This is a genomic window from Escherichia sp. KTE114, assembly GCF_000407765.1.
Classification (GTDB): Bacteria; Pseudomonadota; Gammaproteobacteria; order Enterobacterales; family Enterobacteriaceae; genus Escherichia; species Escherichia ruysiae.
Genome location: NZ_KE136626.1, coordinates 2,189,961 through 2,215,866, shown reverse-complemented (window position 1 = coordinate 2,215,866; position 25,906 = coordinate 2,189,961). Strand labels below are relative to the sequence as shown.

The window sequence follows — 25,906 nt, the reverse complement described above, 5'->3', positions numbered from 1 at the left end:
ATCCTCAGCGGCTCATCAGCACTTCAGCAATATGCATAACTTTGACTTTCTGCCCTTCTCGTTGTAATCGCCCACTAATGTTCAGCAGGCAACTCACGTCAGCGCCAATTAAATACTCAGGGCGGACTTCCATCAGGTGTGAAACCTTTTCTTTCACCATCTCGCCGGATATTTCGGCCATTTTGACCGAGAACGTGCCGCCAAACCCGCAGCAAGTATCCTGTTCGGCAAAGGGCAACAGCTCCAGTCCGCGCACATTTTTCAGCAGCGTAAGTGGCTCGTCCTTCACCCCTAACTTACGGGCCAGGCTGCAAGATGGGTGATACACCGCTCTCCCTTGCAAGCTGGCGCCTACATCCACTACCCCTAATTTATTAACAATAAAAGAGGTGAGATCCTGCATACGCGCGGCAACCTTTTCGGCACGTAATGCCCATTCAGGTTCATCCGCCAGATATGTCGGGTAACTTTTTACGGCATAAGTGCAGGAACCAGCCGGTGAAATAATGGGATCGTCGTTATCCTCCAGTGCGGCAATCAGATTTTTCATCCCTGGAATCGCTTCTTTGATATAACCACTATTGATCGCAGGCTGACCGCAGCATCCCTGTTTCTCCGGGAAATTTACGCGACAGCCGAGTTTTTCCAGTAGCAGCACGGAGTCTCGTGCCATCCTTGATTTCAGTGCATCACCAATACAGGTAACAAAGAAATTTACATTCACAACCAACACTCCATTACTTCATTTCTGTTTATGCCCGATGGCAACCACCCCTTCTGGGTTATCAATCATCAATAAAAATAGGGGCTCTTTTTTATTAGGTACTAAAATACAATTTCAAACTCATTTGTATGACAAAACAGATAATCCTTCATTCAATACCGGGATGCAATAACTAATTTTATTTCTTTCGGCGTCGCTCACATTTTTATAAAGACAACCTCTATCAATATGGGAGCGTAAATTTGATTTAAGTAGGTCACAAAGTTCATAAACCCAATCTTAAATACCTATTTAGAGCTACTCATTTCGGAGCTGTTAAAATATACACGCATCGTTATGAAAATCAAATTATTAACAATGGATATACAAATATTAACAACTGTAATTTTATTTTACTGAAGCGATTCAGTTTGCATTTTTTATTTTCATAATGAGCTAGCCTTGCTCGGAAAAATATATAAACAAGGTTGATAAATATAGTCAGGAATAGAAATGCACGGATATTTAATGTTTGCTATTGCACTCTCACCTTTGCTCCTTATGGTATTTTTGATTCTGAAACTGAAGATGCCTGTTCATTATTCAGTACTGATATCACTGGCATTTACAGCTGTTTTATCTGTCCTGTTCTGGGACATGCCAATACAGAATCTTAAAGCCTCAGTGGGTTATGGCGCACTCAAAGGATTATGGCCGATCGTGATTGTGATCCTCGGTGCGATATTCAGTTATAACGTCATGCAGGCAACCAAAGCTCTGGATATTCTCCGCGATATTCTCGCCAGTATTAGCGAAGATAAGCGTATCCAGGTACTCCTTATTTCATGGTGTTTTGGTGGTTTTCTTGAAGCTGCTGCCGGTTACGGTACTGCGGTCGCCATTCCTATTGGTATCCTCATTGCGTTGGGATTCAACCCACTGAAGGCCGCAATTGCTTCACTGGTTGCCAATACTGTGCCTACAGCGTTTGGGGCGGTAGGTATTCCGGTTTCAATCCTCGCCGAGCAGGTTAACCTGTCTGTTTACACCTTAGGTGGAACAATTATTCTGCAATTAGCGATTTTTAATCTCCTGCTGCCCTTTGTCATTATTTGTATTATTGGCGGCGGCGTGAAAGCGATTCGCGGCGTATTCCTTATCACACTGCTATGTGGCATCGCGACACTTATTCCGCAATACTTTGTTGCCATCCATCTTGGTGCCGAATTGCCCGCTTTTGCTGGCAGCCTGGCTAGCCTTTTCGCTGTCGCGATTGCCAGCCGTCTGCGCAAAGGTGAAGTAGACCCAGAGTGGCGTATTGCAGCCAGCCATACCCGTGAAATGGCACCACGTTCGGCAAAGGTGCTGTTCCGGGTCGGTTCTATTTACCTGTTTATTTTTGTCTTTATTCTGCTGTGCTCACCGTTATTCCCAACGATAAAAGCAGCAGCATCTAAGCTGGCTTCAGTGCTACACTTTTCACTGGTCGATGGCGGGACCTTAGCGTTAAAAATAGAATGGCTCACAACGCCTGGAATGTTGATTATCTTTGCAACTATTCTCGGTGGTTTTATTCAGGGGGCATCAGCACGCGGTATGCTGGAAGTATTTATCAAAACCGTATTCCAGCTTAAAAATTCTATTATTGCGATTATGGCCATTGTCGCCATGGCAACAGTTATGGATCTCAGCGGCATTATTTCTACGCTGGCTCGGTCAATTGTCGATCTCACCGGAAGTTCATACGTCTTCCTCGCGCCGGTCATTGGTGCGCTGGGTACTTTTGTCACAGGCAGCGATACTAACTCGAATATTTTGTTTGGCAAACTGCAAACTATTGCAGCCAGTAAGTTGCATATCGATCCCAATTGGCTGGCGGCAGCGAATACTTCCGGTGCCACGGGAGGGAAAATGATTTCACCACAAAGTATTGCCATTGCCGTTTCTGCCACAAAAATGGAAGGGCAAGCCAATCAAATAATGTCTGGCACCATGAAGTACTGCTGTGCCTACATCGCAATACTCGGCTTAAAAGTAGGTCTCTTTTACTTCTGGTTTATGCGATAAAGTGGTTTTCTTAACCATATGCTTTTATATGGATAAGGATGCACGCAACGATTAAGTAACAGAAATCTTGCCTTTAGAATGCCAGGATGTTCTTTATTTCTACCAGAACATCCTGCTGTTTTTCCCCGCTACGCTGAGTATGACATGCTCTATTTTTATAACGGGTAATCTTATCCATATTTAGCTTATAAGATAACCTCCTGAAGCTGTCTGACTCTTTCCCGATATTCTCCAGGAGTACAGCCAAACTCACGAACAAATGCCTTGTGAAAGGATGATTCACTGGCATAGCCTACTGACTCAGCGATCACCACGACGGGGAGCGTTTCCCTGGAAAACCGCTGAGCCGCTATTTGTAGCCGCAACTTTGTTAATACAGCCAATGGCGTGGTTCCAGAAACATCACGAAAAAGTTGGGCAAAACTTGCCCTGGACATGTGAACGATGCTGGCCAGCGATTCGACTGTCCAGGGATGAGCAGGCATTTCCAGCATTTGCTGAATCACCGCACCAAGGCGCGGATGAAGCAACAAACTGAGGATATTTTTCTCCGTATTAGCCTGTACGATCCATCCACGCACGGCGAGTGTAAAGAGTGTGGCGCATACCTGGCTGCACAGAGCATCCGCTCCCGGCATTGCCGCTCTGGATTCCTGTTGTAAAAAAGGAATCGCCTCCCTCAGCCAGTTAAACTCCACGCTGTCACTTTCCGGTGCCAAAAACAGAGCTTCCGGCAAAGAGGTTAAAAAATAACGCGCCGAACGTTGCAGCCGAAGAGTGCCGCACACAATACAGGTCGATTCATTTTCAATGTGATTCAGACGATGAGCTGAATTTTGTGTTAGCAGAACCACATTCCCAGGGCGCAATGTAAAGGTCTGCCCCGCCGGCATTTCCAGTTTTGCCGCACCTTGTGTTAACACATGCCAACGAATAACCGATAGTTCCCCCGCAACATGTGGAAGCTGCCAGTCACTTCCTAACTCGCAATTTTTATCGATCGTTCCTTGTGGAGCGTTAAGCATCAACAAACGGCTAAGGGCATCCATATCAGACTCCTGAGTAGTTTTTTGATTATAGACAGCAATAATCTTATATAAGCCTTAAGCCAATATCATCAATTAGTTAATCATCATCGTTATATTGTGACTCTGATTAAAAAACAACGAACATCAGACGATAAGACAAAATATCAAGCGTTGTGAAGAAGTGTTATTTACGAATTTACGTCTATAGTCATTACGTCAAATGAATACGTTTCGACAGGAAATTATCATGAATAAATATCAGGCAGTTATTATTGGTTTTGGTAAGGCAGGAAAAACATTAGCCGTCACGCTGGCTAAAGCGGGTTGGCGTGTGGCTCTCATAGAACAATCGAATGCAATGTATGGCGGGACATGTATTAATATCGGCTGCATCCCAACCAAAACATTGGTTCATGATGCACAACAGCACACAGATTTTTCCCATGCCATGCAGCGTAAAGATGAAGTCGTCAATTTTTTACGCAATAAGAATTTCCATAATCTTGCGGATATGCCCAATATCGACGTGATCGTCGGGCAAGCGGAGTTTATCAATAATCATATTCTGCGTATTCATCGACCTGAGGGAAATCTGGAGATTCATGGTGAGAAAATTTTTATTAATACCGGCGCACAAACTGTTGTTCCGCCAGTTCAAGGAATAACCACGACACCTGGCGTCTATGACAGTACCGGATTACTTAACCTGAAGGAATTGCCCGAACATTTGGGCATTTTAGGCGGGGGATATATTGGCGTTGAGTTTGCCTCTATGTTCGCTAATTTTGGCAGTAAGGTGACTATTTTCGAAGCCGCGCCTCTGTTTTTGCCTCGGGAAGATCGGGATATTGCTGATAATATCGCGACTATTTTACGTGAGCAGGGAGTGGATATTATCCTCAACGCCCATGTGCAGCGTATCAGCCACGATAAAAATAAAGTACAAGTGCATACCGGACACGCTCAACTGGCAGTGGATGTCCTGTTAATTGCTTCCGGTCGCCAGCCTGCTACCGCCTCGTTAAAACCAGAAAATGCCGGGGTTGCGGTGAACGAGCGCGGGGCAATTGTCGTTGACAAGCGATTACATACCACCGCAGACAATATTTGGGCGATGGGAGATGTTACCGGCGGGCTGCAGTTTACTTATATTTCACTGGATGATTACCGCATTGTGCGCGATGAGTTACTGGGAGAAGGCAGACGTAGTACTGATGATCGGAAAAATGTGCCTTATTCCGTATTCATGACTCCTCCACTGTCTCGGGTTGGTATGACAGAAGAACAAGCCAGAGAGTGTGGTGCAGATATTCAGGTGGTTACATTGCCTGTAGCGGCAATTCCGCGCGCCAGAGTGATGAACGATACCCGTGGGGTATTAAAAGCGATTATCGATAATAAAACCCAGCGCATATTAGGGGCATCACTGCTATGTGTTGACTCCCACGAGATGATCAATATTGTGAAAATGGCGATGGATGCCGGATTGCCTTATAGCGTATTACGCGATCAGATTTTTACTCATCCGTCGATGAGCGAATCACTCAATGATCTATTTTCATTAGTCAAATAAACCCAAAATCAGACGCCAGGACAAATCTTCTGGCGTCTCAGAGAAAACAACTTTATTAATTTTTGCTTATTCTATAACTTCTTAATCACTCCATTGATGGTATTTTATATGTTTAAAAAAACTGTTTTATTTGCAACGCTATTATCTGGCGTTATGGCTTTTTCCACCAATGCAGATGACAAAATAGTCCTGAAACATGTCAGCGTCTCGTCAGTATCAGCCTCACCGACCGTTCTTGAGGATGCCATTGCTGATATCGCCAGAAAACATGACGCATCATCATGGAAAATCACCTCCATGCGGATTGATAACAACTCAACCGCGACGGCAGTATTGTATAAATAAGGATGTTGATAATGGAAAAATACCTGCACCTGTTAAGTCGGGGAGATAAAATTGGCCTGACATTGATTCGTCTGAGTATTGCGATTGTTTTTATGTGGATTGGGTTATTAAAGTTTGTCCCTTACGAGGCCGACAGCATTACACCATTCGTCGCGAACAGTCCGCTAATGTCGTTCTTCTATGAACATCCAGAAGAATATAAACAGTATCTGACTCACGAAGGCGAATATAAACCGGAAGCCCGGACATGGCAAATTGCTAATAATACCTATGGTTTTTCCAATGGCCTTGGCGTCGTGGAGGTGATGATTGCTCTGCTGGTGTTAGCAAATCCTGTTAACCGGTGGTTGGGTTTATTGGGTGCATTAATGTCATTTGCTACACCACTGGTAACACTCTCATTTTTAATCACCACTCCTGAAGCCTGGGTGCCGGCTCTGGGGGATGCTCATCATGGTTTTCCTTATTTATCCGGAGCCGGTCGTCTGGTGTTGAAAGATACCCTGATGCTGGCTGGCGCAGTCATGATAATGGCTGATTCGGCTCGGGAAATCCTTAAGCAACGAAGTAATGAGTCGTGTTCAGATTTTAAAATTTAACTCTTTATAATCAGAAGAGAATCTGTTGTTTAATTTTTCAGGCGTCAGTTTTCCCTTTGTACAGGTAAGACTGACGCTATTTTTATGCTCAATGTTTCCTTGTTTAAGGTTGGGGCTTACCATATCTCTCACGCTAACATATAAACAGATATCTTTTTTCCGCAATGAGAGGCAGAGAGTGGCACGAGAAAATCTTAATGATTTAATGACATTCATCGTTGTTGCGCGTGAAAAGAGTTTCACCAGGGCTGCTGCTCAATTGGGGATATCACAATCGGCTTTGAGTCACAGTATGCGCACCCTTGAATCTCGTCTGGGTATGAAACTCCTCACGCGCACCACCCGCAGCATATCGCTAACGGATGTAGGGCAATCAATGCTTGATGAGCTGGGGCCTCATATTGATGGGATTCAGGGAACATTGCAGCAACTAAAAGATCTCAATAAGAAGCCTGCTGGAACCGTTCGAATATCCACATCCGATTATGCTATCAGGTCAGTCATCTGGCCAAAACTTGAGCCATTACTAAAAGAATATCCGGATATAAATCTGGAATTAATTGATGATTATACTTTAACGGATATTGTATCTGGTCGATTCGATGCAGGAACTCGCCTGGGAGAACAGATATCCAGCGGTATGATCTCTGTACGTATTGGTCCCGACGTGCGCTTTGCTGTTGTCGGTTCGCCAGCATATTTTTCTCAGCACCCTTTGCCAAAGCATCCAGATGACCTTATTAGTCATAACTGCATTAATCTTCGTTTTCCAACGCATGGCAATCTGTATGCGTGGGAGTTTGAGAAAGAAGGAAAAAGCCTGAATGTCAAAGTCAGCGGTCAACTGGTGTTTAGCCGTATCTATCAAAATTTGCAGGCGGCGTTAGAGGGCTACGGCCTGGCGCATGTTCCACGCGATATTGCGGAAAAATACATCGCCAGCGGCGAACTGATCAGTGTACTTGAAGACTGGTGTCCTTATTGGGATGGTTATTATATTTATTACCCGGAAAACAGAAATCACTCAAAAGCATTCCAGCTGGTTGTTGATGCGCTACGCCATCATAAAAAAAACTGAACATCAGGCAAACAAAAGCCAGGGCTATCGCAAGACTCTGGCTTTTTTAATATCATTATGTCTGTTAGTGCTCAGCGCAAATTCCTGCTCTCAAACACATTTTGGGTTCCATTATTGAACACCTTTCTTGTGAGTTGCTGGAAAATATACAGAAGCTCTGCGCTGAATTATTTCGTTACTCAGCATTCAGTGAAGCCATGTCAATAACAAAACGATGTGCCATATCCCCTTTTGCAAGGCGAGCAAAAGCATCGTTTATCTGATCAATATTGATCATTTCACATTCGGGATAAATATTATGCTTCGCACAGAAATCCAGCACTTCCTGTGTTTCTGCAATACCGCCGATGAGTGAGCCAGCAACACGGCGACGCCCCATAATCAGAGGGATCGTTGACGGTTCTTCCATTGGCCCAACCTGTCCAACAATAACTAATGAGCCATCAATATCTAACAATGGGGTGTAGATATTCAGGTCGTGTTTAACGGGAACCGTATCGATAATCAAATCGAATGCACAGGCTGACATCTGTAATGCCTCTGGGTCTGAAGATGGCAGAATGCCTTTTGCACCGAGCAATTTTGCGTCTGCTTCTTTGCTTTTAGTCCGGCTAATCACAGTAACGTCAGCCCCCATCGCGACAGCCAGTTTCACAGCCATATGACCTAAACCGCCTAACCCAATAACGCCCACACGGCTGCCAGGACCAACATTCCAGGTACGTAATGGTGAGAACGTGGTAATTCCGGCACAGAGAATCGGCGCAGTTTTGGCTAAATCCATATTTTCAGGGATCCGCAGTACAAATTCTTCACGTACCACAATATGTTTGGAGTAGCCTCCCTGAGTAATTTCGCCGCTAATCCGATCCTTAGCACCGTAGGTTGGCGTCATCCCGTGGCGGCAATACTGTTCTTCACCTTGTTCACACTGGTCGCAATGCATACAGCTATCGACCATACAGCCAACGGCAACATGATCGCCTACTTGATATTTTTTAACCCCCTGCCCCACTGCTCTCACGATACCGACAATTTCGTGCCCCGGAATTAACGGATAAGGCTGAGGCCCCCAGTCACCATTAACTGTATGTAAATCTGAGTGACAAACGCCACAATAAAGAATTTCGATGGCAATATCATTGTCCCGTAACTCACGACGTTTAAAATGATAAGGAACCAGTTTTGCGTCGGAAGAGAGTGCGGCATAACCGATAGTTTTCATAAAGTGCCTCTTCATTATGAAATGATTGATAATTTAAGAATCATATTCTTAAATCGTTGGTTAAAACCCATATTGTCTGAATTTGTTATTTTATAAAACAAAGCCTGTAAGATCAGATAAAAACGTCATCATCCCAATAATATAGCTCAACAAATACTAAAATCAGTCATGTATTTTTACGCCAAGACAACCACGAACAAATTCTGGATTAAAATGTTTTACGGATTCACCAACATAGCCTAAATCAAGCGAGCTAATTTGCTCCATTTCTGCCTCTGTCAGTGAAAAATCCCAAATGGCGAAGTTCTCTTCAATACGCTGTTGATGAGTTGATTTCGGGATAACGACCACGCCACGTTGAATATTCCAGCGCAATATCACCTGAGAAATCGTTTTTTGGTGGGCATCAGCAATACTCTGAAGCATTTTGTTTTCAAACGGCTTATGTCTTCCGCCGCCTAACGGAGCCCAGGCTTCAGGTTGCACATTATAGTGCTTCATGGTTGCCAGCGCCTCTGGTTGTGCAAAATAGGGATGCAGCTCAACCTGGTTCACCATTGGTTTTATTCTGACTGTCTCACAAAAGTTTGTTAATACATGAGGATAGAAATTGGAAACACCAATCGCTTTCAGTTTGCCCTCGTCATAAGCCGCTTCCAGGGCTCGCCACGCACTGAAATAATCACGCATCGCCTGGTGCAATAAATAGAGGTCAAAATATTCAAGTCCCGATTTTTTTAACGATGCTTCAATTCCTGCTTTTGCCGTATCCTGATTAACCATATCCTGCACCCACAGTTTTGAAGTAATAAATAACTCCTCACGAGTACAGAATCCTTCCGAAATAGCTTCACGAACGGCATCACCGACAGCATCTTCATTACCGTATACCGCAGCAGTATCGATTAGACGATAACCTGTTCGGATAGCACTCAACACCGACTGTTTACACTCTTCTTTATCGGTAACCTGAAAAACTCCAAAACCGATCATCGGCATTTTAAGATTGTTGCTTAATACAGAAAACACCACGGTAAGCACCTCCATCACGTATGACTTATTATTCTAAGTTAAAATGCGACTCTCGATTAGTATGTAAATATCGATTTCACTTATGCAAATAATTCATCAATAAAATAGACCTGCACGATAACAGTGCTACTCACCAGCATTAAGGCAGATTAATGAATTTTGTTCATAGCCCCTGACAAATCTCGCCGTCTAATCTAATAACTCTCTTTACGGTATGCTTTCCATAAACAATAACGGAAGGATAACACCATGCAAACTGTAAGACTGAACAACGGTATTGAAATGCCCTTGCTGGGTTTTGGTGTATTTCAGATGACCGATGCCACCGAATGCGAAAGAGCGGTCATTGACGCTATTGATACTGGTTATCGACTGATTGACACCGCCGCCTCATATCAGAATGAAACTCAGGTCGGGAATGCGCTGAAACAAAGCGGTATTGCGCGTAACGAACTCTTTGTCACAACGAAACTCTGGTTGCAGGATACCAGTTACGAAGGTGCCAAAGCCCAGTTCGAACGCTCTCTGAATCGGCTGCAACTTGATTACGTTGACCTGTATTTGATTCATCAGCCTTACGGTGATGTCCACGGAGCCTGGCGTGCCATGGAAGAGCTTCACCAGGCCGGTAAAATTCGCGCGATTGGCGTCAGTAACTTCCACCCTGACCGACTGGCTGACCTTATCGCCTTTAATAAAGTCGTTCCGGCGGTCAATCAGATTGAAGTTAACCCCTTCAACCAGCAACTTCATGCCGTTCCGTGGATGCAAAGCCGTGGCATTCAGCCAGAAGCCTGGGCACCGTTTGCGGAAGGTAAAAATGGTCTGTTCCAGCATCCCGTGTTAACGGCAATTGGCGAGAAGTATGGCAAAAGCGTGGGCCAGGTTGTTCTGCGCTGGATCTACCAACGAGGCATTGTTTCACTGGCAAAATCAGTGCGCAAAGAACGCATGGAAGAGAACATCAACATTCTAGATTTTGAACTCAGTCCTGAAGATATGCTGCAAATTACTGCCCTGGATACCGCAACCAGCGCGTTCTTCTCTCACCGCGACCCGGCGATGGTGGAATGGCTGGCTGGCCGCAAACTTGATGTTTAAGCCGCGATAAAAGAGGTATTCATTCAATGCAAAAACGTTATCTGGGTAAATCCGGGCTAGATGTCTCCGCTCTTGGGCTAGGTTGTATGGGCTTAAGCCACGGCTACGGCCCGGCGACAGATACCCGTCAGGCTGTCGAACTCATTCGTGCTGCGGTTGAACGCGGCGTCACCTTCTTCGATACCGCCGAAGTGTATGGTCCGTATCTGAATGAAGAAGTGGTCGGTGAAGCCTTAAAACCGTTTCGTGACCGCGTGGTGATTGCGACTAAATTTGGTTTTACCTTCGGCGATGATAATAAGCAGCAGATTCTAAACAGCCGCCCGGAACATATCCGTGAAGCCGTTGAAGGATCATTACGCCGCCTTAAGACGGATGTTATTGACCTGCTGTATCAACACCGTGTCGATCCGGATGTCCCGATTGAAGATGTTGCAGGAACGGTAAAAGACCTAATCGCAGAAGGTAAGGTCAAACATTTCGGCTTGTCAGAAGCGGGGGCACAAACCATTCGTCGTGCCCATGCAGTACAACCAGTCACCGCCCTGCAAAGCGAATATTCCATGTGGTGGCGTGAACCTGAACAGGAAATCCTGCCGTTGCTGGAGGAACTGGGGATTGGTTTTGTACCATTCAGCCCACTAGGTAAAGGTTTCCTGACAGGTGCGATTAAGCCGGGAACCACTTTCGGCAAAGATGATTACCGCAGCACCGTACCGCGTTTCGCAGCACAAGCCATTGAAGCCAATGAAAAACTGGTCACCTTGTTAGGTGAACTGGCTGCGGAGAAAGGGGTAACCTCTGCACAAATCGCACTGGCATGGCTGTTAGCACAAAAGCCGTGGATTGTTCCCATCCCAGGCACCACTAAACTGCACCGGCTGGAGGAAAACCTGGCCGCTGTCGACATCGTTCTTTCGCAGAATGATACTCAGCAGATAACCCAGGCACTGGAAACGATTAAAATCGTCGGTGAACGTTACTCGCCTGAGCATCAGGCTCGCGTAGGCCGTTAATGCTCAAACGGAGCCACAGTAAAATGCGGCTCCGTTATTCTGCGTAGCGAAGTGCATCGATCATCAGCGCAAAAGCAGGTGGGTGCTGCTTACGGCTTGGATAGTAAAGGTAATATCCGGGAAAAGTTGGACACCACTCCTGTAAAACCTGAATAAGCTCGCCTGACTTTATATGATCCTGAACCGCGTTTTCGGGAACACAGGCGATACCAAATCCTGATAATGCTGCATCAATTCTTTCTGGCAGCAAATTGAACGTCAGTTGCCCATCAACTCTGACCCGTAACGGTTTCCCTTCTCGCTCAAACTCCCAGTGATAAAGTCCACCGGCAGTTGGCAGACGCATATTGATGCAGCGATGATTTTGTAGCTCGTGAGGCGTTCCAGGCGCAGGGTTTGTAGCGAAATAAGACGGTGCCCCCACCACAGCCATTCGCATATCTGGTCCAATCTTCACGGCAATCATATCATTATCTATACTTTCGCCCAGCCGTACTCCGGCATCAAAGCGACCTTCGACAATATCGACAAAACCGTTATCCACCACCAGTTCGACATTGATTTCGGGATACTCTCTGAGAAAGGGTTTTAGCTTCGGCCAGATCAGACTGCGCGCGGCATGTTCCCCGGCAGATAACCGAATATTCCCGGAGGGCGTGCCGTCCCGTTGAATCAGTGATTCCAGTTCCTGTTCAAGTTCGTCAATACGAGGTTCAAGACAGGCGATTATTCTCTCCCCCGCTTCTGTGGGAGCCACGCTGCGAGTCGTTCGGGTTAAGAGGCGGATATTTAACCTTTCCTCCAGAGCCTTAATCGCATGGCTGAGAGCTGACTGAGAAACACCGAGTTTGCCCGCTGCTTTGGTAAAACTTCGCTCCCTTGCCACCACAAGAAAGATTTGCAGTTCGTTGAAGTTTTCTTTGAGCATTAGCGATTTCCTTGTAGAAGCATTCCCTTCAAAACGCACTTATGAAGGGTGTTCATAGATACAATCATTTTAGCTGTATTATATGCTTCCCCTGCGCCAATCAACGCCAGAATTGGTCACTCATGAGAGCAGACGCATCCCCGGAGCTGATTTTCAGGTGACGTATATCGATGACTTTGCTGTCATGAGTGATGGCTGATGTAATACATCTTTTCAAATTTGTGATACACCTCAAAAAATTGGTTGACCAAACTCGTTATCTATATAAGAGGCGCTTATGAGGTGCGCTCTTTTTTAAAGCGAGGAAGTACCAATGAAAGAGAATAAAGTACAGCAAATAAGTCATAAACTGATTAATATTGTTGTTTTTGTTGCAGTTGTAGAATATGCCTATTTATTCCTCCATTTCTACTAATAACGTCATAAAACAATTCACTTACGTGATATTTAAAATATGCTTCCTCTCCCTGCTTTTCAAGCTGTTCAGAGGCGTAAGAAAAAGTGTTGATTATGAATTCGACGGTTTAACAATATCTATCTGACTGGCAACATAATCATCTGTGATTAATGCTGGCCTATTGATTACGCCAGCATTAACCTCTTAAGGATGTATTATTTCTGCTCATTTACAGACCGCGTAAGAGAGAGTAAATAAAACAGTGACCAATATTATTTTAGCACTGCAAACCGAAGCATCGGTAAAATTAGCAAAACAACTGGCGCAGCAGGTTTGAATAGAGTCATTTGTCAGGCATTCCATTGCCATAACAATGACAATTTTGAATCAATATACATGCATCCTGGTAATATTTTACAAATTATACCATTTGCTTTATGAGGCGTTATTTTTACTGACAGGTGTTAACTTTGCTATCATATAAACTCTGTTCTTAAAAAGCACACCCAGAATTTCATATGATTTCCCTTGTTTTTCTGCCTGTAGAGAAATCTCTTTCTCAGCACTGTCAATGGTTGAACCGACGGCAGTAATAGTTTTGGCGACGCTACTGAAGGACAATAAAGACAGAGCGGCAATAACAATTAAAGAATATGTAATATTCATGGTTATTATCCTGATAACTGAGAGCATGAGTTTTTATATGCAAAGGAATTAAACAAGTTTCAGTTTATTCCCTGAGAAAATCATTTTACTGCAATTAAACCTCTATCTCCCTCGGGGTGAGAATGCATAATTTAATGTATCTTGCTATGCAAGACAGGGGTATATAAACTTTCCTCCCGATATATTTAATAAAACGGGAATGTAAACATTAACGTTATCCTTCAGTTTGCAGACGCAGTGGGTCTGATGGTAATTTCAGTTGTATCAACGCTTTCAGGAGATTCAATAATATGCCTTACTGCGCGGGCTATATCTGCGGGTTGAAGTGCAACAGAACGGTAAGCGTCCATTGCCTTCATGGTTTCCACATGGGCAATGGTTGACGCCAGTTCGCTTTCTACAACGCCAGGATTTACGCAGGTCACGCGTATTTTCGAACTTTCCTGCCGTAAACCATCAGAAATAGCCCGCACAGCAAACTTAGTTGCACAATAGACTGCCCCAGTGGGCACGACAGAAAGAGCACCAATAGAACCAAGATTGATGATCTGACCGGAACCCTGTGCTTCCATCACCGGAAGTACGGCGCCAATTCCCCAAAGCACGCCCTTGATATTCACGTCAATAGTGAGCTCCCATTCATCCTGTTTTCCTGCTGCAAGCGGTGAAAGCGGCATAACACCCGCATTATTAATAAGGACATCAACCCGGCCCCAGCTATCCAGCGCAGCTTGCACAAAGCCGCTCATGGACTGTCGGTCTGTGACATCCAACTCCCGCGCTTTAGCAATACCGCCTGCGCGACAGATTTCTGCTGCAATGGCTTCGATCCGCTCAAGTCTGCGTGCTCCCAGTAAAACCTTCGCACCTGTCGTTCCCAACTCTCTGGCAATACCTTCCCCAATACCACTTGATGCACCGGTGATTAATATGACCTTATCCATTACGTTCTCCTTCAAATGTGTTCGGAGAGATAATAGAACTTTATGATTGGTTCCAGTATCCTGCTTTCAATGTACTCAGTGGTTAGCGGCATTAAACAATGAAAATCGATCTTAATCTTTTACCCATTTTTATCGCGGTAGCAGAAGAGAGTAATTTCAGTAAAGCCGCCGCACGGCTGGGCGTTACCCGTTCAGCGGTCAGTCAGGGAATAAGACGGCTTGAGGATACTTTCGGAACCATGCTTGTAATGCGGACCACGCGCTCAGTTAATTTGACGGAAGCAGGAGAACGGCTGCACAAATCACTGTCATTACCTTTATCCGGTATTGAGGCGGCGTTCGAAGAAATGGTTTCTGACCATATGCCACGTGGACTTCTCAGAATCGCGGTGACGTCGATAGCTGAAGAATTTCTTTCAGGTCCGCTACTCGCTTCGTTTGCAGCCGCCAATCCAGCCGTTACGCTTGATATTGTTGTCACGGATGAGGAATTCGATATCGTAGCCGCAGGTTACGATGCTGGCGTAAGGCTCGGAGAAGTCATTGAAAAAGATATGATTGCTGTTCCCCTTACCGCCAGGCAACGTGAAATGGTGGTTGCCTCTCCCTCCTATCTCGCAGCCAACAGCATACCTGTTCATCCGCGTGAACTTGTGAATCATAAGTGTATCGGCTGGCGTCAATCCCCGGATGTTGCGCCCTATCGCTGGCCATTTGAAGAAAACGGGAGAGCTTTCGACCTTGCGATTGAACCGCAGATTACAACGAATGATCTGCGTCTGATGTTAAAGCTGGCTCTTGCCGGCGGAGGCATAACAATTGCCACTCAGGAAACTTTCAGGCCGTATATTGAAAGTGGTAAGCTCGTATCTCTGCTCGATGACTTTCTTCCACAATTCCCTGGCTTCTATCTGTATTTCCCTCAGCGTCGCAATATTGCACCAAAGCTCCGCGCTCTGATTGACCACGTCAAGGAATGGCGACAACAATTGGCTTAACTGCCTCATGTTAGAGCAGTATTTTGATAAATTGTGTGGGTTGCAATTTGATACGCCCGCGTCTCATCATGTTGCTGTCCCGAACAGTGCCCCAATGACCAGGCGTCATGGGTTACGGATGATAAATAAAGACATTTTACTCACCTGCCGCTTTCGTCTACAGACAGCACGAACATCATCAACCTTGAATGACAACAAATAGATATGCAGCGCGGGTAGCATGAATAAACCCGGAAGATCGTAAATCAAACTGCGCTATTGGACGTAATTATGAGTCGCAATGTCCCAAATACGGCACAAGAGGAGAACGTGGTTTACGTAAATGTGAGGTAACTTATTGATTTAAATGGTGCCGATAATAGGAGTAAAACACTCGATTAATCTCGTGTTAATGCCATCACCTACGACCATTACTAATTGATTGAATCTTATAGAAAAAATCATCATTTTCTATGCGTTACAATCAATTTTCACATTACAAACGCTCCGACACTTTAGCCGGGGAGTTTATGAGATACAAGCCTAATCAATACATAATCTGTGATTCTTACGGTAACTACTATTTACGGATCACGCTGCCTGTGTATATGCAGCCCTTTTTTGAAGGAAAAAGGACGTTTGTCAGAAGTCTACACACAAGTAATCTTCGTGTTGCACGTAGAAAGCGTGATCAGATTGCAGATGAATACCATTGCTTACGAGAGAGTGTCGCTCCTGTAAACAGCACAATAGAGAACACGCTGGAGCTGTTACGCAGTAAGGCTAAATACGCCAAAACAGCTACCAGAATGCAAGATACAGCGTCTTCGTGTCCGTCATTGCTTAAAATTCTTGAAATCTACCTGACAATTAACAGCACGAAGAAGAAGCCAGCCACTTTAGCTAAGGCAAGAAAAGCGGTAGAGATGTTTCTCTCCTACCGTAAAAAGCCTGATATTGCATTGCAAGATGTGAGCCGCACCACTGTTACAGGCTGGATTGAACACATGCAAAAAACCCTTTCACAACAATCAATTGCAAATTATATCAGCCCAATGGCCCAGCTATGGGAGTTAGCTTCATCACGTTACCACGATGCGCCAGAAAGGGCGCTCTCCCCCTGGCGAGGGCATAGGCTTGATGTGGCACAAAGTAGAGAGAGCTACGAGGCATTTTCTAACAAAGAGCTATTGCAGGTGTTGCAAGTATTTTCCGGTAATTCAGCAGAAAACAAAGAAATGATGGCTTTGTGTCTTATTGGTGCTTATACAGGTATGCGGATCAATGAGATAGCAAGTCTCACAATAGACGATGTGAAAGAGATCGAAGGTGTGCTGTGTTTTGAAATCACACAGGGAAAAACGAAAGCTGCGGCACGTGTTGTGCCTGTACATAGCCTTATCACTCCGTTGGTGTTGTCGCTGCGTGAAAAGCCTCATAATGGCTTTTTGTTCTATCACGCCAGCATTACAGAGCGTGCTGATGGTAAACGTTCCACGTGGCATACGCAGAGATTTACAAGAGCTAAACGAAAGGCTTTAGGGGAAAAGGGAACAGAAAGGAAGGTGTTTCATTCTCTGAGACACGGAGTAGCACAGCTTCTTGATCGAAATCAAATTCCAGAAGACAGGATCGCCCTTCTCCTGGGCCATACACGCGGCAATACAGAGACATTCCGCACATATAGCAAGAATGCAGCTTCTCCAGTAGAGCTTAAAAAATATATTGAGCTTCTACGCTACCCTGAAATAGAGAAAGGCTTATCAATCAATAAAAAATCAAATTTAAGGCGTAAAACAACGCCATAGACGCAATAAAGAGGCTTCAACATATTGGTAGCCTCTTTTACAATTACATCGTTACAGAGCGTTTTAGAGGCGTTTACGGCTATTCCTGTTTAAAGGCAGGAGTAATAGTGTCTTCACCTTCACTTGATTTTTCAGTGTTAACACGTTTTTTCATATTCGCCCCGATGTTCTTAGATGGCTGTGTTTTGATAGCTACAGTGTTTACAGTGCCATACGAAACGAGCCTGATCTGCTCAAAGCTAAGATCAAATACCAGAGATTCGCTTGCCTCTTCTGTGTATTCGATGCCTGTTAAAACAACGTTCTCAAAAGTTTTATTTTCTGTAACAAGAAGAAAAGGCTGTCTACTGTCCATAATCTGATTCAGGTAGTCGATAGCTAATGATCTTCTGTTCCCGTTCACCCCTGCACTCTTTAACAAGCCAGGATCGCTTTTAATCGGTGTTTCAGAGATACGCCCTTTAAGAGAAAATTTATTGTTTTTAATTTGAACGTGATCAGACACAGTAGCACCATTCTCTACGGGGTAGCTTGTGACATCTGCCGAACGTCTCACGTTCACATCGTCTACACTGTCAAAAGCCAGTGCCATATAATTTTCATAAACGTCATTACCAGAAGATGCCAAGCCACTGGTAACAATAGCAAATCCGTTCTCTCCTTTTGTTTTATTAGCTTTGCTATTTTCGTTTTTTGTAGAGTTTATATCTTGTTCTGCTTTGTAAACAGCCTGAACGTGTTGTTCTGGAGTATTTGCTGCACGTATGGTTAAAATCCCGGCGGTCGCCATAATAATAATTTTCCTTGTAATGTTATGGCGGGAATTACCCGCCGTTAGATTGTCCTGATAAGCTGGTTAATGTTAATGATTTCAAGAAGCTATCCCGACTTGCTCTCGCTGTAAAATCCACATAATCGCTTAATCTCGACGTGTCAGAATTAATAGTAAGAGGAACTTCTGTTACCACTTCAAATGTAGGATTCAGATTAAACACAGGAGATAAATTATAAGCCGGAGTTGTCATTGCAAGATTATTTAAAGCACCCTGTTTGAGATTGGTTATCGGTGCTTCGCTGACTGACATTTTTACATCTGACACAGAAGAATTATCATCGAAAAGCAATCCCTTAATCGTGTTAAAGAGAGAATGACTATTATCAGGTGTAGTTGTTGCAGTGCCAGCGCCTTTATATTGGTCAGGAACGAGATTAGAAAGATGCTGTTTCATCCCTTCATTGCTTAATGGCGGTGCATCACCTAAATTTTTCTGAATAGCATCTGTCTTATCATCATTACGATTAAACCAGTTTACAATCTTCATAATAGCTTCAAAGAGACTTCCTGTAGCTTCTCCCAGCTTCGTAAAATACGGAGTGAGATTAGAAAGGTTTTTCATAAACTCTTCCGTTACTTTTGGATCAAGAGACTTCATAAAGCCGTCTACGAATGCTACTTGTCTTGCATCAGAAAGCTGTGAAAGCTGTCTGTTTAGTTCTCTGAATTTAACAATAGAGTCTTGCTGTGTTTCTGTTAGCCATTTTCCAGAGGCTTTTTGCTGATTAATACTTTCTTGTACATCTTTAACGGAACGTTGCCAATATTTTGACGTAAGCATCAAATCATCGCCCAGGTCTTCTAAACGTTGTCCAATTTGGGAGTCTGAAAACCCTTTTTTCATCATTCCATTAACAGCCTTAGAAATTAATCCGGCTGGATTATCAGCAAATTTTTTAAGGTCGCTTTTGTTAATAACACCGATGTTTAGAAGTTCATTAATAGCATTATCACCGCCTTTCCATTTCCCTGATTTTCCGGTTTTCTTGTCTTTCACCAATTCAGCTTCACTATAGGATTTTGCGGCACGTTCACGCACATCTTTCATCTGATCCAGGTATTTTCTAGCCCCTTGATCACCCATCATAGAGTCAACGCCGTTTTTATACGCCCATTCTGTAATATTATACATCTGGTTAACGTCTACACCGCCCAGCTTTGCACGTTGAATTAGCTCACCTTGGGTCTCTGCGTTAGCGAAACTGTTACTAACAAACTCCGACGCTTTACTTACAGCCATCACGCCAGCAGCAGCCGTAGCGCCTCCAAATAACAGAGCGCCCATAGTGGCGGCATTCCCTGATCCTCCTCCCTTAACGGGGGCTAATTGAGCTTTTCTGTTGCCATTAATCTTACGTTGTTGTTGTTGTAGGCGTTTCATCTGGCTATTCATACGTGCCAGGCTGATAGCGCCTCTTTCATATTGGAGGGCAATTTCTCTAGCCTGTGCAATAGCTTTGTATTGTTCCGCTACAGAGAGACGGTGCATTGCACTAATGCTTGATCCAACGTCTAACAGTTTTAAGGCTGCCTTCTCACTGCGTGCTGCTATTTGTTGCTGTTGCCTTGCCTGTGCTCTTGCTGCGGCAGCTTGTGCTCTTTGATTCTGTTTTTCGGCTTTAGCTTTCTGTTGAGCAATCTTATCTACTTCACTTTGTGCTTTCTTATAGCCTTTAGTGACAGTATCAAACCTTAATTTAGCTGGCTTGATATTTTCTGCGAATTCCTTTAAGCCTGTAATAGAGTCTTTCGCTTTTTTCAAGCTGTCTTTATCTACACTAAATGTTACTGTGTTCTTAATTTTAGAAGTGTTAATTTCTAACATTTAAAATCCTCTTATTAATCATTTTTACCACCTTCTTTGCTTAAGAAATGGTGTAGAGCCTGATCAATACTCTCGTTTAATCTGAACATACGGGCTTTTACGCCTTCATATGGAACATCCAAGAGAGAACATAGATATTTCAGATTTAACAAGCCTCTAGAATCATTAGCATCTAAATGAACGTGTACACCATTTTTTGATTTCAAAATCACTTCCATATTTTAATCACCTCTCAAAATTTAAAAAATAAATAAAAAAAGGCGAAGCGTGTTATTCACGCCACGCCTCTATTACACGTTAAAATATTATTTAACAGTGATTTGAACGGAGAAGCCTACACCGTGGTTTACAACCATCTGGCTATTCTCTGTAACCACGTTAACAGCATCACCACGAGAAGATTCATAGCTATAGCTATACACTTCAGCAGGAGCGGCATTAATCAGTTCAAAGGTGCTGGAAGCAGCCCCGTAGATGTTCTGATATACATTAGAGCCTTTAGCAAACTTCGGAACAGCTACAGCGTCTGCGGTCATATGTGCAAGGTGTAGCGGATCTACCAGTTTAACAACATCGATGTTAGTTCCTGGAATAGTGAACGCTGTCACCCCTGGCAGCAGGTCACGACGCTGATACACAACGTTCCCTTCTTCCAGTGGGCTTACATACTGGAATGCGTTTGCCATACCCGCAGAGAATCGAATTGCAGAGAAGGCTTCAGGTTTACAGAAAACAACAATACGCTCTACAGCAGCCGCCTGGCTTTGTGCTTTCTCGATAATGTCAGTAGCAATCTGATCAAATTCTTTAAAAATCTTCGTGGTGTCAGTGCTGGAAGCGTTCACAGTGGTTTTCATAGGTACCACGTTAAACAGCTTGCTCCACTCGATAAGAACATCATCAGTTTTAGGCGTGTAAGTTTTGCCAGAGAACAAAGAAGCAGCCAATACGCTCTCTTTTGTACGCTGATACGCTACGTGGTGTTTAGCAACATAGTCAGCATAGATATCAGTGAGTGTTTCCTGAAAATCAGTGCCAGGCTTACGCTTGCCTTGAACATCAGAGGGACGGATCACATCCTCACGAAGAAAATACGGGATTTCGATCAGCCATTCTTTACCTTGTTCTCGCTTAGTAACGTTGTGTTCAGAAGAGAAACGGCTTGTCTCTTTGTTAAAGAGAGATTCGTTGCTTTCGACAAGCTGGGAAATAGCTACTTTATGAGATGTAACCCCTACAGAATCCGTAAAATCAAGGGTAGAGAGCAGATAGTTTCTAGTGCTGTGTGCCTGGAACAGAGGAGCTAAATCAACGTAATCATTACCTAGAATCATTTATTATTATTCCTTTTATTAAGAAGTGAAAACCGTATTAAAGCCTTCAAGCTGGAAGCCTTTTTTAATTAATGCTGTTTTTGCTGCTTCACTTACAGCATTCAGGGCATCAGCTTTGATGCATACAAGGCCAGCATTGCTACGTAGCACATCTACAGGCTTGTTTTCTCCAGCCGTTACAAATTCACTCATAACAACATAAATATCATCTCCTGATTCATATTTAGCGCCCGTGCTGGTGATCAAGTCTCCGCACTCAACATCAGCAGGAAGAGAAGCAAAAACCTTGCTTTCTACAGAGGCAAACGGATCAGTACAATAACTTACAATATCTGTGAAAGTCTTTCGAACTGGAAACAGAGTGTCTAAATCAATAATCATTTAGTAATCTCCTTAGCTTTTAATTTGATTAATTCATTAAGGGAAGGTGTAGACGGAGAAGAAGGAGAAAAATATTTTTCAACACATCTTTCTACTTCCTCTACAGAACACCCAGCGTATTTAGCTACCATTTCGGTAATTTGTGGATTAATTTTCAGCATTTCATCTTTATACTTGATGATTTGCTCTTTATCATTTAAGAACAACATTTATATAAACCTTGTTACCTTGTTTAAAGTAAGAAATACAACTTTTAAGTTGCATAACGGGCAAAATAAAAGGCAGCATTTAAAGCCGCCTTTTATTAACTCATACCTATGTAATTACCCTATGTTATGCATACTCCAAGATGTATGCATAACAAAGAGGTATAATGGCACAGTATTTACTTAAGGAGGAGAAGCGGGGAGCGGAGATTTTACTCCCCTTTAATGACAGGAAGAATTTTTAATATCGAACCAATAAAGGAAAAATAATCACCCCTATATAATTATATTAACATACAATATATGAAATGTCAAGATATTTTACAACTTTTTTGTTGCTTTTTTTATTCTTCTGTGATAGTAGCGCCTAAGCGTTGAGCTAGTTCAACAAGTCCATCTCCTACATAGCGAACGTCCGATGCAATACCTTCTATCCAGTTTGATAGCTCCCATAGCTGATCCGCTGTTAGATATGCGTTCTCACGCTTACAGAGCATCTCTACACGCTTAGAGAGGTGCTCAAAGGCATTCACAGCTAAATCCCAGTGTTTAAACGCCTCATTTAGTGCCGCTGGCGTGTTTTCTTTGTATGCTTCAAGTTCAGCGCGGTTTAAAGGCAGGAGGTAATCATCCTCATAATAATTAATTAGTGAGTAAATTGTGTCATACGTGTTTTTGTTCATATTAAAAGTCTCCATAGTGATCTGCATTATCTAAAATTTGGAATTCAGGAACTAAATTATTTAGGCCATTTGTGGCGAGATAACCGACGTAGTGATTATAATCTTCAAATCCTAAAATCTGGTATTTGCGTAAATCAGAGCTGTCAACGATATACTCTTTTCTTTTTTTAGGTTTCCAGAACACGCCAGGTGTTGAAGATAAGATTTCTTGTAAGGCGTTAAATTCATCTCCACAAGGCACAGAGGGAGAATGTTCTATGATCTCTGTTTTCCATTCGCCAGGGGCGCTATTTTGCTTGGTGAGCGTAACTAGCTCTTTAAAGTCTTTACGTCTTAGAATAGATTTAGGTTTACTTAGAAGAGAAGCTGAATCCCCGATTTTCTTAACAACGTTGTTTTTTCTTTTTGCCATTATTTAATTTTCCTTTTCTTTTAAAGGAAAACACCCCGAAATATGTTTCTAACGTGAGAAAGAACAATAACCAATACATAGCTACTATCATAATAATGTTTTCCTTTTATATTTTAATTACATAGAGAGATTTTAGAGAGTGGAATAGATGAATTCTATTTCTTTGTCTAGTCTTTTGAGATTGAATGTAGAGAAAGATAATTCTTTAATCTCAATAACACCGAAGTTTGATAGCTGTTTCAGCCAGAATTTTAAACCAGCTTCAGAGCAACCTGCTCGATGTAACACATCGCTATATTTTAGCGGTGTTGGCTTTCCTTTATAGAGGTAAGCAAGTGTTTCGTAGATGCGTTTTCCTGTGTCATTACACTGAATTCTGTCTACTTGATTTTTTACTAAATATTGAATCATAACCCTCCTTATTAAAATGGAATATCAAAGTCATCATACACATTTGGGTAATTCTTAGAAAAATATGCCTCAATACCATTTGGTAGCTTTTCACTTGATGAAACAGGTGTTTCTTCCGTCTCCCACGGCAAAGGCGCATCCCAATCATCAAGAACATCAAAAGAAGGCTGTTTATTGCCTTTAGGTTGTTCCTGTGCTTCTTCTGCCTCAGAAAGATCAGAGAGTGATGATTCTCCTGGGGGAGTAATATGTGCATCTGTAAATGGTAATGCTTTATAGAGTGATGTTTGACCGTCCCGTGCCTCTACAGAAAGAACTCCCATATCAACAAACATATTTATAATATTGCGAACCTGACGATCACTAACCATTCCAATATTAGCTAATGTTTTTTGAGTAGCGTAACATTCTTGCCCTTGTTCATTGAATCCAGCTATATAACTATAGATTTCAACGGCTGGCAGTGTAGCGGTGTATTCATTACCAGATGGTGAATACCATTTTTTAAACATCTTCAACCATTGCTCAACAACTACATATTTTTGTTTACCATCTTTCTGATTTAGACATTTGGCTTTCGCTTCGGCAATTGTTTTGATATTTTTGATCATTTAGTTCCTCCTTTGTAAGGACTGTAATTAGTAGTTCATTAACAAGTTTTGGAATTGATTTCCCTTCTGCCTTTGCGCGATTTAACAACGCGTTATAAGTTGCAGAATCAAAATTAATATTCATTTGGTTTTCTCCTTCTCCTGTTATTATTCTTTCTCTGCTTCTTTCTTACGCAGTTCATCAATAATCTTGAGTGCTTCATTGAAACAAGCTGCTCGCTCTGGATAACCTCGACTCCTTGCCATATTACGGTTCATTACTACTTGATGGCGTGTTAGCTCACCTTTTTTAAATGCCTCTACGACGTGCTCCGGTGTAAACCATTTCATAAAAAACTCCTTATTCAGTTAAAAGAAATAAAACACCTTGCAAGCCTGACGGCTTCAAAGTGCATTGATTTTGATTATTTAGAGAAGAATGTTTTTCTGTCCCTCTAATACCTATTATTACATATAAAGAAACATTTGTCAATACCCTTTCATAAAAAATCTGATCTTTTTCATGCACTTACATTTTTTCTTAGCAATTCGTGCTCTCCTGTGTAGTGCTATTCTTCATTATTGTCTAAAACGCTCTAAAACGCGTTCTAACGAAGTTTTGATAAAAGCAATACATTCCCTTATGTAGAGGCTATTTATCTCGTCAGAGGCTTATTTAAGGGGCTTATTTTGTATTTGTTAGGTATATGAAAAGGTGATTGTAGATATAAGATAGAGAGTCACTTTATAAAACGCTCTGTAAAGCCCTGTAGTGAGTTTATTATATGTAGGCAATGCGTTTCCATTCCCTACCCTGCTTAATGCTGTTAGAGAAGCATTTAGACCCCTTATTTTTAATTAACTAAAGTATTCTCTATACATTCCTGTTATGAAACACCTCTGAATCCTTCATAAAACACATTATGACGCAAAGAACACTTTTCTAAGGTGATTCCCTTCCTGAACTCTGTTTCTTGCGTCAGAGAGCTACACAGAGAGCTTATAAAGCTATTATTAATAATAAAGTAGATAAAGTAAGTAAGATAAGTAAGAAGATTAACTAAGATAGATAAGATTAATAAGATCAGAATTCTCTTTCGGTGTCGCCTCTGGCTTTTCCACCGAAAACAATTACACAACTACAGAGAATAACGAGAGTTATTAAATGTAGGAAGTGGAATTGTATTGAGGCTTAGTGAAATTACACGAGGAAAGCAGAGTGTAATTGAGCTTTAGCCGCTCTCTCTTCGAGTAATTACACAACTACAGAGAATAACAGAGTTATTAAATGTAGGAAGTGGAATTAAGAGGTAGAGAGAGTTACACATAAGCAATCAGTATGATTGGTTAGGTGATTACTCTTCTGCGCACAGCGCAATAGTATTTCTTCGTGGGCGTTACCGCCAACGATAGTTACACGAAGAAAGTAACGCTTTACTTTCGGTGTGAGCGGAACGGGCCAGCCACGAAGCCCGAAAGGTAGCGGAGTAAGGCTGCTTGCCAGAGAGTGAAGCTAACGCCGGAAGGCAAAAGATCATATATATAGTATAAAGAATATTATTTATATTATTTAATTATAGTATTTAATTATAGTATTGGTGGAACTCATTTCCTAGGTAGGTAGGAACTCATTTCCTAAGTAGGTAGGAAACCACTTCCTAGGTTACTTCCTAAATAGATCGGAAATCATTTCCTAGGTGTTATTTATACTTATCGGGTATCAGACTTGATAGGGGTAACAG

28 protein-coding genes are annotated in these 25,906 nt (G+C 42.8%); 10 read left to right on the top strand and 18 right to left on the bottom strand.

Going from position 1 to position 25,906, the window contains the following annotated elements; all coding sequences use genetic code 11:
• Positions 1-4 precede the first annotated feature (4 nt).
• Positions 5-724 carry a (Fe-S)-binding protein gene (locus WC5_RS10385; protein WP_001102103.1) on the bottom strand — a complete coding sequence of 240 codons (720 nt, stop codon included), beginning with the start codon at positions 722-724 and terminating at the stop codon, positions 5-7.
• A 492-nt stretch (positions 725-1,216) separates the two neighbouring features.
• On the opposite strand from WC5_RS10385, the gene WC5_RS10390 reads away from it, so the two are divergent.
• Positions 1,217-2,770 (top strand): L-lactate permease, encoded by a 1,554-nt coding sequence (locus tag WC5_RS10390; protein ID WP_000546181.1) that lies wholly within the window; start codon positions 1,217-1,219, stop codon positions 2,768-2,770.
• A 185-nt stretch (positions 2,771-2,955) separates the two neighbouring features.
• Here the strand turns inward: WC5_RS10390 and rclR are convergent, their stop codons facing one another.
• Positions 2,956-3,819: a reactive chlorine-specific transcriptional regulator RclR gene (gene rclR, locus WC5_RS10395; RefSeq protein WP_000339578.1), complete on the bottom strand. Its 864-nt coding sequence runs from the start codon at positions 3,817-3,819 to the stop codon at positions 2,956-2,958.
• A gap of 226 nt (positions 3,820-4,045) precedes the next feature.
• On the opposite strand from rclR, the gene rclA reads away from it, so the two are divergent.
• The 4 genes from rclA to WC5_RS10415 all read left to right on the top strand — a co-directional run bounded on the left by rclA (position 4,046) and on the right by WC5_RS10415 (position 7,393).
• A complete protein-coding gene (gene rclA / locus WC5_RS10400; RefSeq protein WP_001046284.1) occupies positions 4,046-5,371 on the top strand; it encodes a reactive chlorine resistance oxidoreductase RclA in 1,326 nt (441 codons plus the stop codon).
• A gap of 108 nt (positions 5,372-5,479) precedes the next feature.
• On the top strand, positions 5,480-5,716 hold the full coding sequence (rclB, locus tag WC5_RS10405) for a reactive chlorine resistance periplasmic protein RclB (RefSeq protein WP_000475159.1): 237 nt from the start codon (positions 5,480-5,482) through the stop codon (positions 5,714-5,716).
• 11 nt (positions 5,717-5,727) lie between these two features.
• Positions 5,728-6,315, top strand: coding sequence for a reactive chlorine species resistance protein RclC (gene rclC / locus WC5_RS10410; RefSeq protein WP_010350402.1), 588 nt, complete (start codon positions 5,728-5,730; stop codon positions 6,313-6,315).
• Between the two features lie 178 nt (positions 6,316-6,493).
• Complete coding sequence (locus WC5_RS10415; RefSeq protein ID WP_010350404.1) at positions 6,494-7,393, top strand: LysR family transcriptional regulator; 900 nt, start codon at positions 6,494-6,496, stop codon at positions 7,391-7,393.
• Positions 7,394-7,568: 175 nt separating this feature from the next.
• Here WC5_RS10415 and WC5_RS10420 read toward each other — a convergent pair whose 3' ends face one another.
• Complete coding sequence (locus WC5_RS10420) at positions 7,569-8,618, bottom strand: NAD(P)-dependent alcohol dehydrogenase (protein WP_000848743.1); 1,050 nt, start codon at positions 8,616-8,618, stop codon at positions 7,569-7,571.
• 162 nt (positions 8,619-8,780) lie between these two features.
• Positions 8,781-9,650 carry an aldo/keto reductase gene (locus WC5_RS10425; protein WP_010350406.1) on the bottom strand — a complete coding sequence of 290 codons (870 nt, stop codon included), beginning with the start codon at positions 9,648-9,650 and terminating at the stop codon, positions 8,781-8,783.
• 249 nt (positions 9,651-9,899) lie between these two features.
• Between WC5_RS10425 and WC5_RS10430 the strand changes: the two genes are divergently transcribed.
• Together WC5_RS10430 and WC5_RS10435 are read left to right on the top strand one after the other, a co-directional pair.
• Positions 9,900-10,751 carry an aldo/keto reductase gene (locus tag WC5_RS10430; protein ID WP_001195332.1) on the top strand — a complete coding sequence of 284 codons (852 nt, stop codon included), beginning with the start codon at positions 9,900-9,902 and terminating at the stop codon, positions 10,749-10,751.
• 26 nt (positions 10,752-10,777) lie between these two features.
• Positions 10,778-11,767: an aldo/keto reductase gene (locus WC5_RS10435; protein ID WP_001172273.1), complete on the top strand. Its 990-nt coding sequence runs from the start codon at positions 10,778-10,780 to the stop codon at positions 11,765-11,767.
• A gap of 34 nt (positions 11,768-11,801) precedes the next feature.
• Here WC5_RS10435 and WC5_RS10440 read toward each other — a convergent pair whose 3' ends face one another.
• The gene (locus tag WC5_RS10440; RefSeq protein WP_016231592.1) at positions 11,802-12,695 is read right to left on the bottom strand and encodes a LysR family transcriptional regulator; all 894 of its coding nucleotides are present in this window, start codon (positions 12,693-12,695) and stop codon (positions 11,802-11,804) included.
• A gap of 313 nt (positions 12,696-13,008) precedes the next feature.
• On the opposite strand from WC5_RS10440, the gene ykgR reads away from it, so the two are divergent.
• On the top strand, positions 13,009-13,110 hold the full coding sequence (ykgR, locus tag WC5_RS10445) for a small membrane protein YkgR (protein WP_000662260.1): 102 nt from the start codon (positions 13,009-13,011) through the stop codon (positions 13,108-13,110).
• A 417-nt stretch (positions 13,111-13,527) separates the two neighbouring features.
• Here ykgR and WC5_RS10450 read toward each other — a convergent pair whose 3' ends face one another.
• Together WC5_RS10450 and WC5_RS10455 are read right to left on the bottom strand one after the other, a co-directional pair.
• The gene (locus tag WC5_RS10450; RefSeq protein ID WP_029379265.1) at positions 13,528-13,785 is read right to left on the bottom strand and encodes a hypothetical protein; all 258 of its coding nucleotides are present in this window, start codon (positions 13,783-13,785) and stop codon (positions 13,528-13,530) included.
• Between the two features lie 194 nt (positions 13,786-13,979).
• The gene (locus tag WC5_RS10455; RefSeq protein ID WP_000361971.1) at positions 13,980-14,702 is read right to left on the bottom strand and encodes an SDR family oxidoreductase; all 723 of its coding nucleotides are present in this window, start codon (positions 14,700-14,702) and stop codon (positions 13,980-13,982) included.
• A gap of 98 nt (positions 14,703-14,800) precedes the next feature.
• On the opposite strand from WC5_RS10455, the gene WC5_RS10460 reads away from it, so the two are divergent.
• Both WC5_RS10460 and WC5_RS10465 read left to right on the top strand, forming a co-directional pair.
• Positions 14,801-15,700 carry a LysR family transcriptional regulator gene (locus WC5_RS10460; protein WP_000687186.1) on the top strand — a complete coding sequence of 300 codons (900 nt, stop codon included), beginning with the start codon at positions 14,801-14,803 and terminating at the stop codon, positions 15,698-15,700.
• Positions 15,701-16,209: 509 nt separating this feature from the next.
• Positions 16,210-17,487 (top strand): tyrosine-type recombinase/integrase, encoded by a 1,278-nt coding sequence (locus WC5_RS10465; RefSeq protein ID WP_001269619.1) that lies wholly within the window; start codon positions 16,210-16,212, stop codon positions 17,485-17,487.
• A gap of 79 nt (positions 17,488-17,566) precedes the next feature.
• Here the strand turns inward: WC5_RS10465 and WC5_RS10470 are convergent, their stop codons facing one another.
• The 11 genes from WC5_RS10470 to WC5_RS10520 form a co-directional block, all read right to left on the bottom strand.
• Positions 17,567-18,277, bottom strand: a complete 711-nt coding sequence (locus WC5_RS10470; protein ID WP_000179447.1) for a phage baseplate protein — start codon at positions 18,275-18,277, stop codon at positions 17,567-17,569.
• 34 nt (positions 18,278-18,311) lie between these two features.
• Positions 18,312-20,147, bottom strand: coding sequence for a hypothetical protein (locus WC5_RS10475; protein ID WP_000890066.1), 1,836 nt, complete (start codon positions 20,145-20,147; stop codon positions 18,312-18,314).
• A gap of 14 nt (positions 20,148-20,161) precedes the next feature.
• Positions 20,162-20,365, bottom strand: coding sequence for a hypothetical protein (locus WC5_RS10480; protein ID WP_000452041.1), 204 nt, complete (start codon positions 20,363-20,365; stop codon positions 20,162-20,164).
• A gap of 87 nt (positions 20,366-20,452) precedes the next feature.
• Complete coding sequence (locus tag WC5_RS10485) at positions 20,453-21,481, bottom strand: major capsid protein (protein ID WP_016231590.1); 1,029 nt, start codon at positions 21,479-21,481, stop codon at positions 20,453-20,455.
• A gap of 18 nt (positions 21,482-21,499) precedes the next feature.
• Positions 21,500-21,862: a hypothetical protein gene (locus WC5_RS10490; RefSeq protein WP_000582638.1), complete on the bottom strand. Its 363-nt coding sequence runs from the start codon at positions 21,860-21,862 to the stop codon at positions 21,500-21,502.
• Complete coding sequence (locus WC5_RS10495) at positions 21,859-22,071, bottom strand: hypothetical protein (protein ID WP_000898164.1); 213 nt, start codon at positions 22,069-22,071, stop codon at positions 21,859-21,861. Before WC5_RS10495 ends, WC5_RS10490 begins: the two co-directional genes overlap by 4 nt.
• 341 nt (positions 22,072-22,412) lie before the next feature.
• On the bottom strand, positions 22,413-22,751 hold the full coding sequence (locus tag WC5_RS10500; protein ID WP_001039292.1) for a hypothetical protein: 339 nt from the start codon (positions 22,749-22,751) through the stop codon (positions 22,413-22,415).
• Position 22,752: 1 nt separating this feature from the next.
• Positions 22,753-23,163 carry a hypothetical protein gene (locus tag WC5_RS10505; protein WP_001129163.1) on the bottom strand — a complete coding sequence of 137 codons (411 nt, stop codon included), beginning with the start codon at positions 23,161-23,163 and terminating at the stop codon, positions 22,753-22,755.
• Between the two features lie 132 nt (positions 23,164-23,295).
• Entirely contained in the window at positions 23,296-23,574 is a 279-nt protein-coding gene (locus WC5_RS10510; protein ID WP_000617147.1) for a hypothetical protein, read from the bottom strand.
• A gap of 11 nt (positions 23,575-23,585) precedes the next feature.
• A complete protein-coding gene (locus WC5_RS10515) occupies positions 23,586-24,185 on the bottom strand; it encodes a helix-turn-helix domain-containing protein (protein ID WP_000594463.1) in 600 nt (199 codons plus the stop codon).
• A gap of 147 nt (positions 24,186-24,332) precedes the next feature.
• Positions 24,333-24,515, bottom strand: coding sequence for a hypothetical protein (locus tag WC5_RS10520; protein WP_000870970.1), 183 nt, complete (start codon positions 24,513-24,515; stop codon positions 24,333-24,335).
• Positions 24,516-25,906 lie beyond the last annotated feature (1,391 nt).

What these genes read in the sequence shown, in the direction of transcription:
- WC5_RS10390 (WP_000546181.1), top strand. Translation starts at nt 1,217, where the DNA reads ATGCACGGATATTTAATGTTTGCTATTGCACTCTCACCTTTGCTCCTT.
- WC5_RS10515 (WP_000594463.1), bottom strand. Translation starts at nt 24,185, where the DNA reads ATGATCAAAAATATCAAAACAATTGCCGAAGCGAAAGCCAAATGTCTA.
- WC5_RS10440 (WP_016231592.1), bottom strand. Translation starts at nt 12,695, where the DNA reads ATGCTCAAAGAAAACTTCAACGAACTGCAAATCTTTCTTGTGGTGGCA.
- WC5_RS10510 (WP_000617147.1), bottom strand. Translation starts at nt 23,574, where the DNA reads ATGATTCAATATTTAGTAAAAAATCAAGTAGACAGAATTCAGTGTAAT.
- WC5_RS10455 (WP_000361971.1), bottom strand. Translation starts at nt 14,702, where the DNA reads ATGGATAAGGTCATATTAATCACCGGTGCATCAAGTGGTATTGGGGAA.
- ykgR (WP_000662260.1), top strand. Translation starts at nt 13,009, where the DNA reads ATGAAAGAGAATAAAGTACAGCAAATAAGTCATAAACTGATTAATATT.
- WC5_RS10495 (WP_000898164.1), bottom strand. Translation starts at nt 22,071, where the DNA reads ATGTTGTTCTTAAATGATAAAGAGCAAATCATCAAGTATAAAGATGAA.
- WC5_RS10430 (WP_001195332.1), top strand. Translation starts at nt 9,900, where the DNA reads ATGCAAACTGTAAGACTGAACAACGGTATTGAAATGCCCTTGCTGGGT.
- rclA (WP_001046284.1), top strand. Translation starts at nt 4,046, where the DNA reads ATGAATAAATATCAGGCAGTTATTATTGGTTTTGGTAAGGCAGGAAAA.
- WC5_RS10475 (WP_000890066.1), bottom strand. Translation starts at nt 20,147, where the DNA reads ATGTTAGAAATTAACACTTCTAAAATTAAGAACACAGTAACATTTAGT.
- WC5_RS10480 (WP_000452041.1), bottom strand. Translation starts at nt 20,365, where the DNA reads ATGGAAGTGATTTTGAAATCAAAAAATGGTGTACACGTTCATTTAGAT.
- WC5_RS10435 (WP_001172273.1), top strand. Translation starts at nt 10,778, where the DNA reads ATGCAAAAACGTTATCTGGGTAAATCCGGGCTAGATGTCTCCGCTCTT.
- WC5_RS10450 (WP_029379265.1), bottom strand. Translation starts at nt 13,785, where the DNA reads ATGCTCTCAGTTATCAGGATAATAACCATGAATATTACATATTCTTTA.
- WC5_RS10420 (WP_000848743.1), bottom strand. Translation starts at nt 8,618, where the DNA reads ATGAAAACTATCGGTTATGCCGCACTCTCTTCCGACGCAAAACTGGTT.
- rclC (WP_010350402.1), top strand. Translation starts at nt 5,728, where the DNA reads ATGGAAAAATACCTGCACCTGTTAAGTCGGGGAGATAAAATTGGCCTG.
- WC5_RS10500 (WP_001039292.1), bottom strand. Translation starts at nt 22,751, where the DNA reads ATGAACAAAAACACGTATGACACAATTTACTCACTAATTAATTATTAT.
- WC5_RS10465 (WP_001269619.1), top strand. Translation starts at nt 16,210, where the DNA reads ATGAGATACAAGCCTAATCAATACATAATCTGTGATTCTTACGGTAAC.
- rclB (WP_000475159.1), top strand. Translation starts at nt 5,480, where the DNA reads ATGTTTAAAAAAACTGTTTTATTTGCAACGCTATTATCTGGCGTTATG.
- WC5_RS10505 (WP_001129163.1), bottom strand. Translation starts at nt 23,163, where the DNA reads ATGGCAAAAAGAAAAAACAACGTTGTTAAGAAAATCGGGGATTCAGCT.
- WC5_RS10490 (WP_000582638.1), bottom strand. Translation starts at nt 21,862, where the DNA reads ATGATTATTGATTTAGACACTCTGTTTCCAGTTCGAAAGACTTTCACA.
- WC5_RS10520 (WP_000870970.1), bottom strand. Translation starts at nt 24,515, where the DNA reads ATGAAATGGTTTACACCGGAGCACGTCGTAGAGGCATTTAAAAAAGGT.
- WC5_RS10460 (WP_000687186.1), top strand. Translation starts at nt 14,801, where the DNA reads ATGAAAATCGATCTTAATCTTTTACCCATTTTTATCGCGGTAGCAGAA.
- rclR (WP_000339578.1), bottom strand. Translation starts at nt 3,819, where the DNA reads ATGGATGCCCTTAGCCGTTTGTTGATGCTTAACGCTCCACAAGGAACG.
- WC5_RS10470 (WP_000179447.1), bottom strand. Translation starts at nt 18,277, where the DNA reads ATGGCGACCGCCGGGATTTTAACCATACGTGCAGCAAATACTCCAGAA.
- WC5_RS10485 (WP_016231590.1), bottom strand. Translation starts at nt 21,481, where the DNA reads ATGATTCTAGGTAATGATTACGTTGATTTAGCTCCTCTGTTCCAGGCA.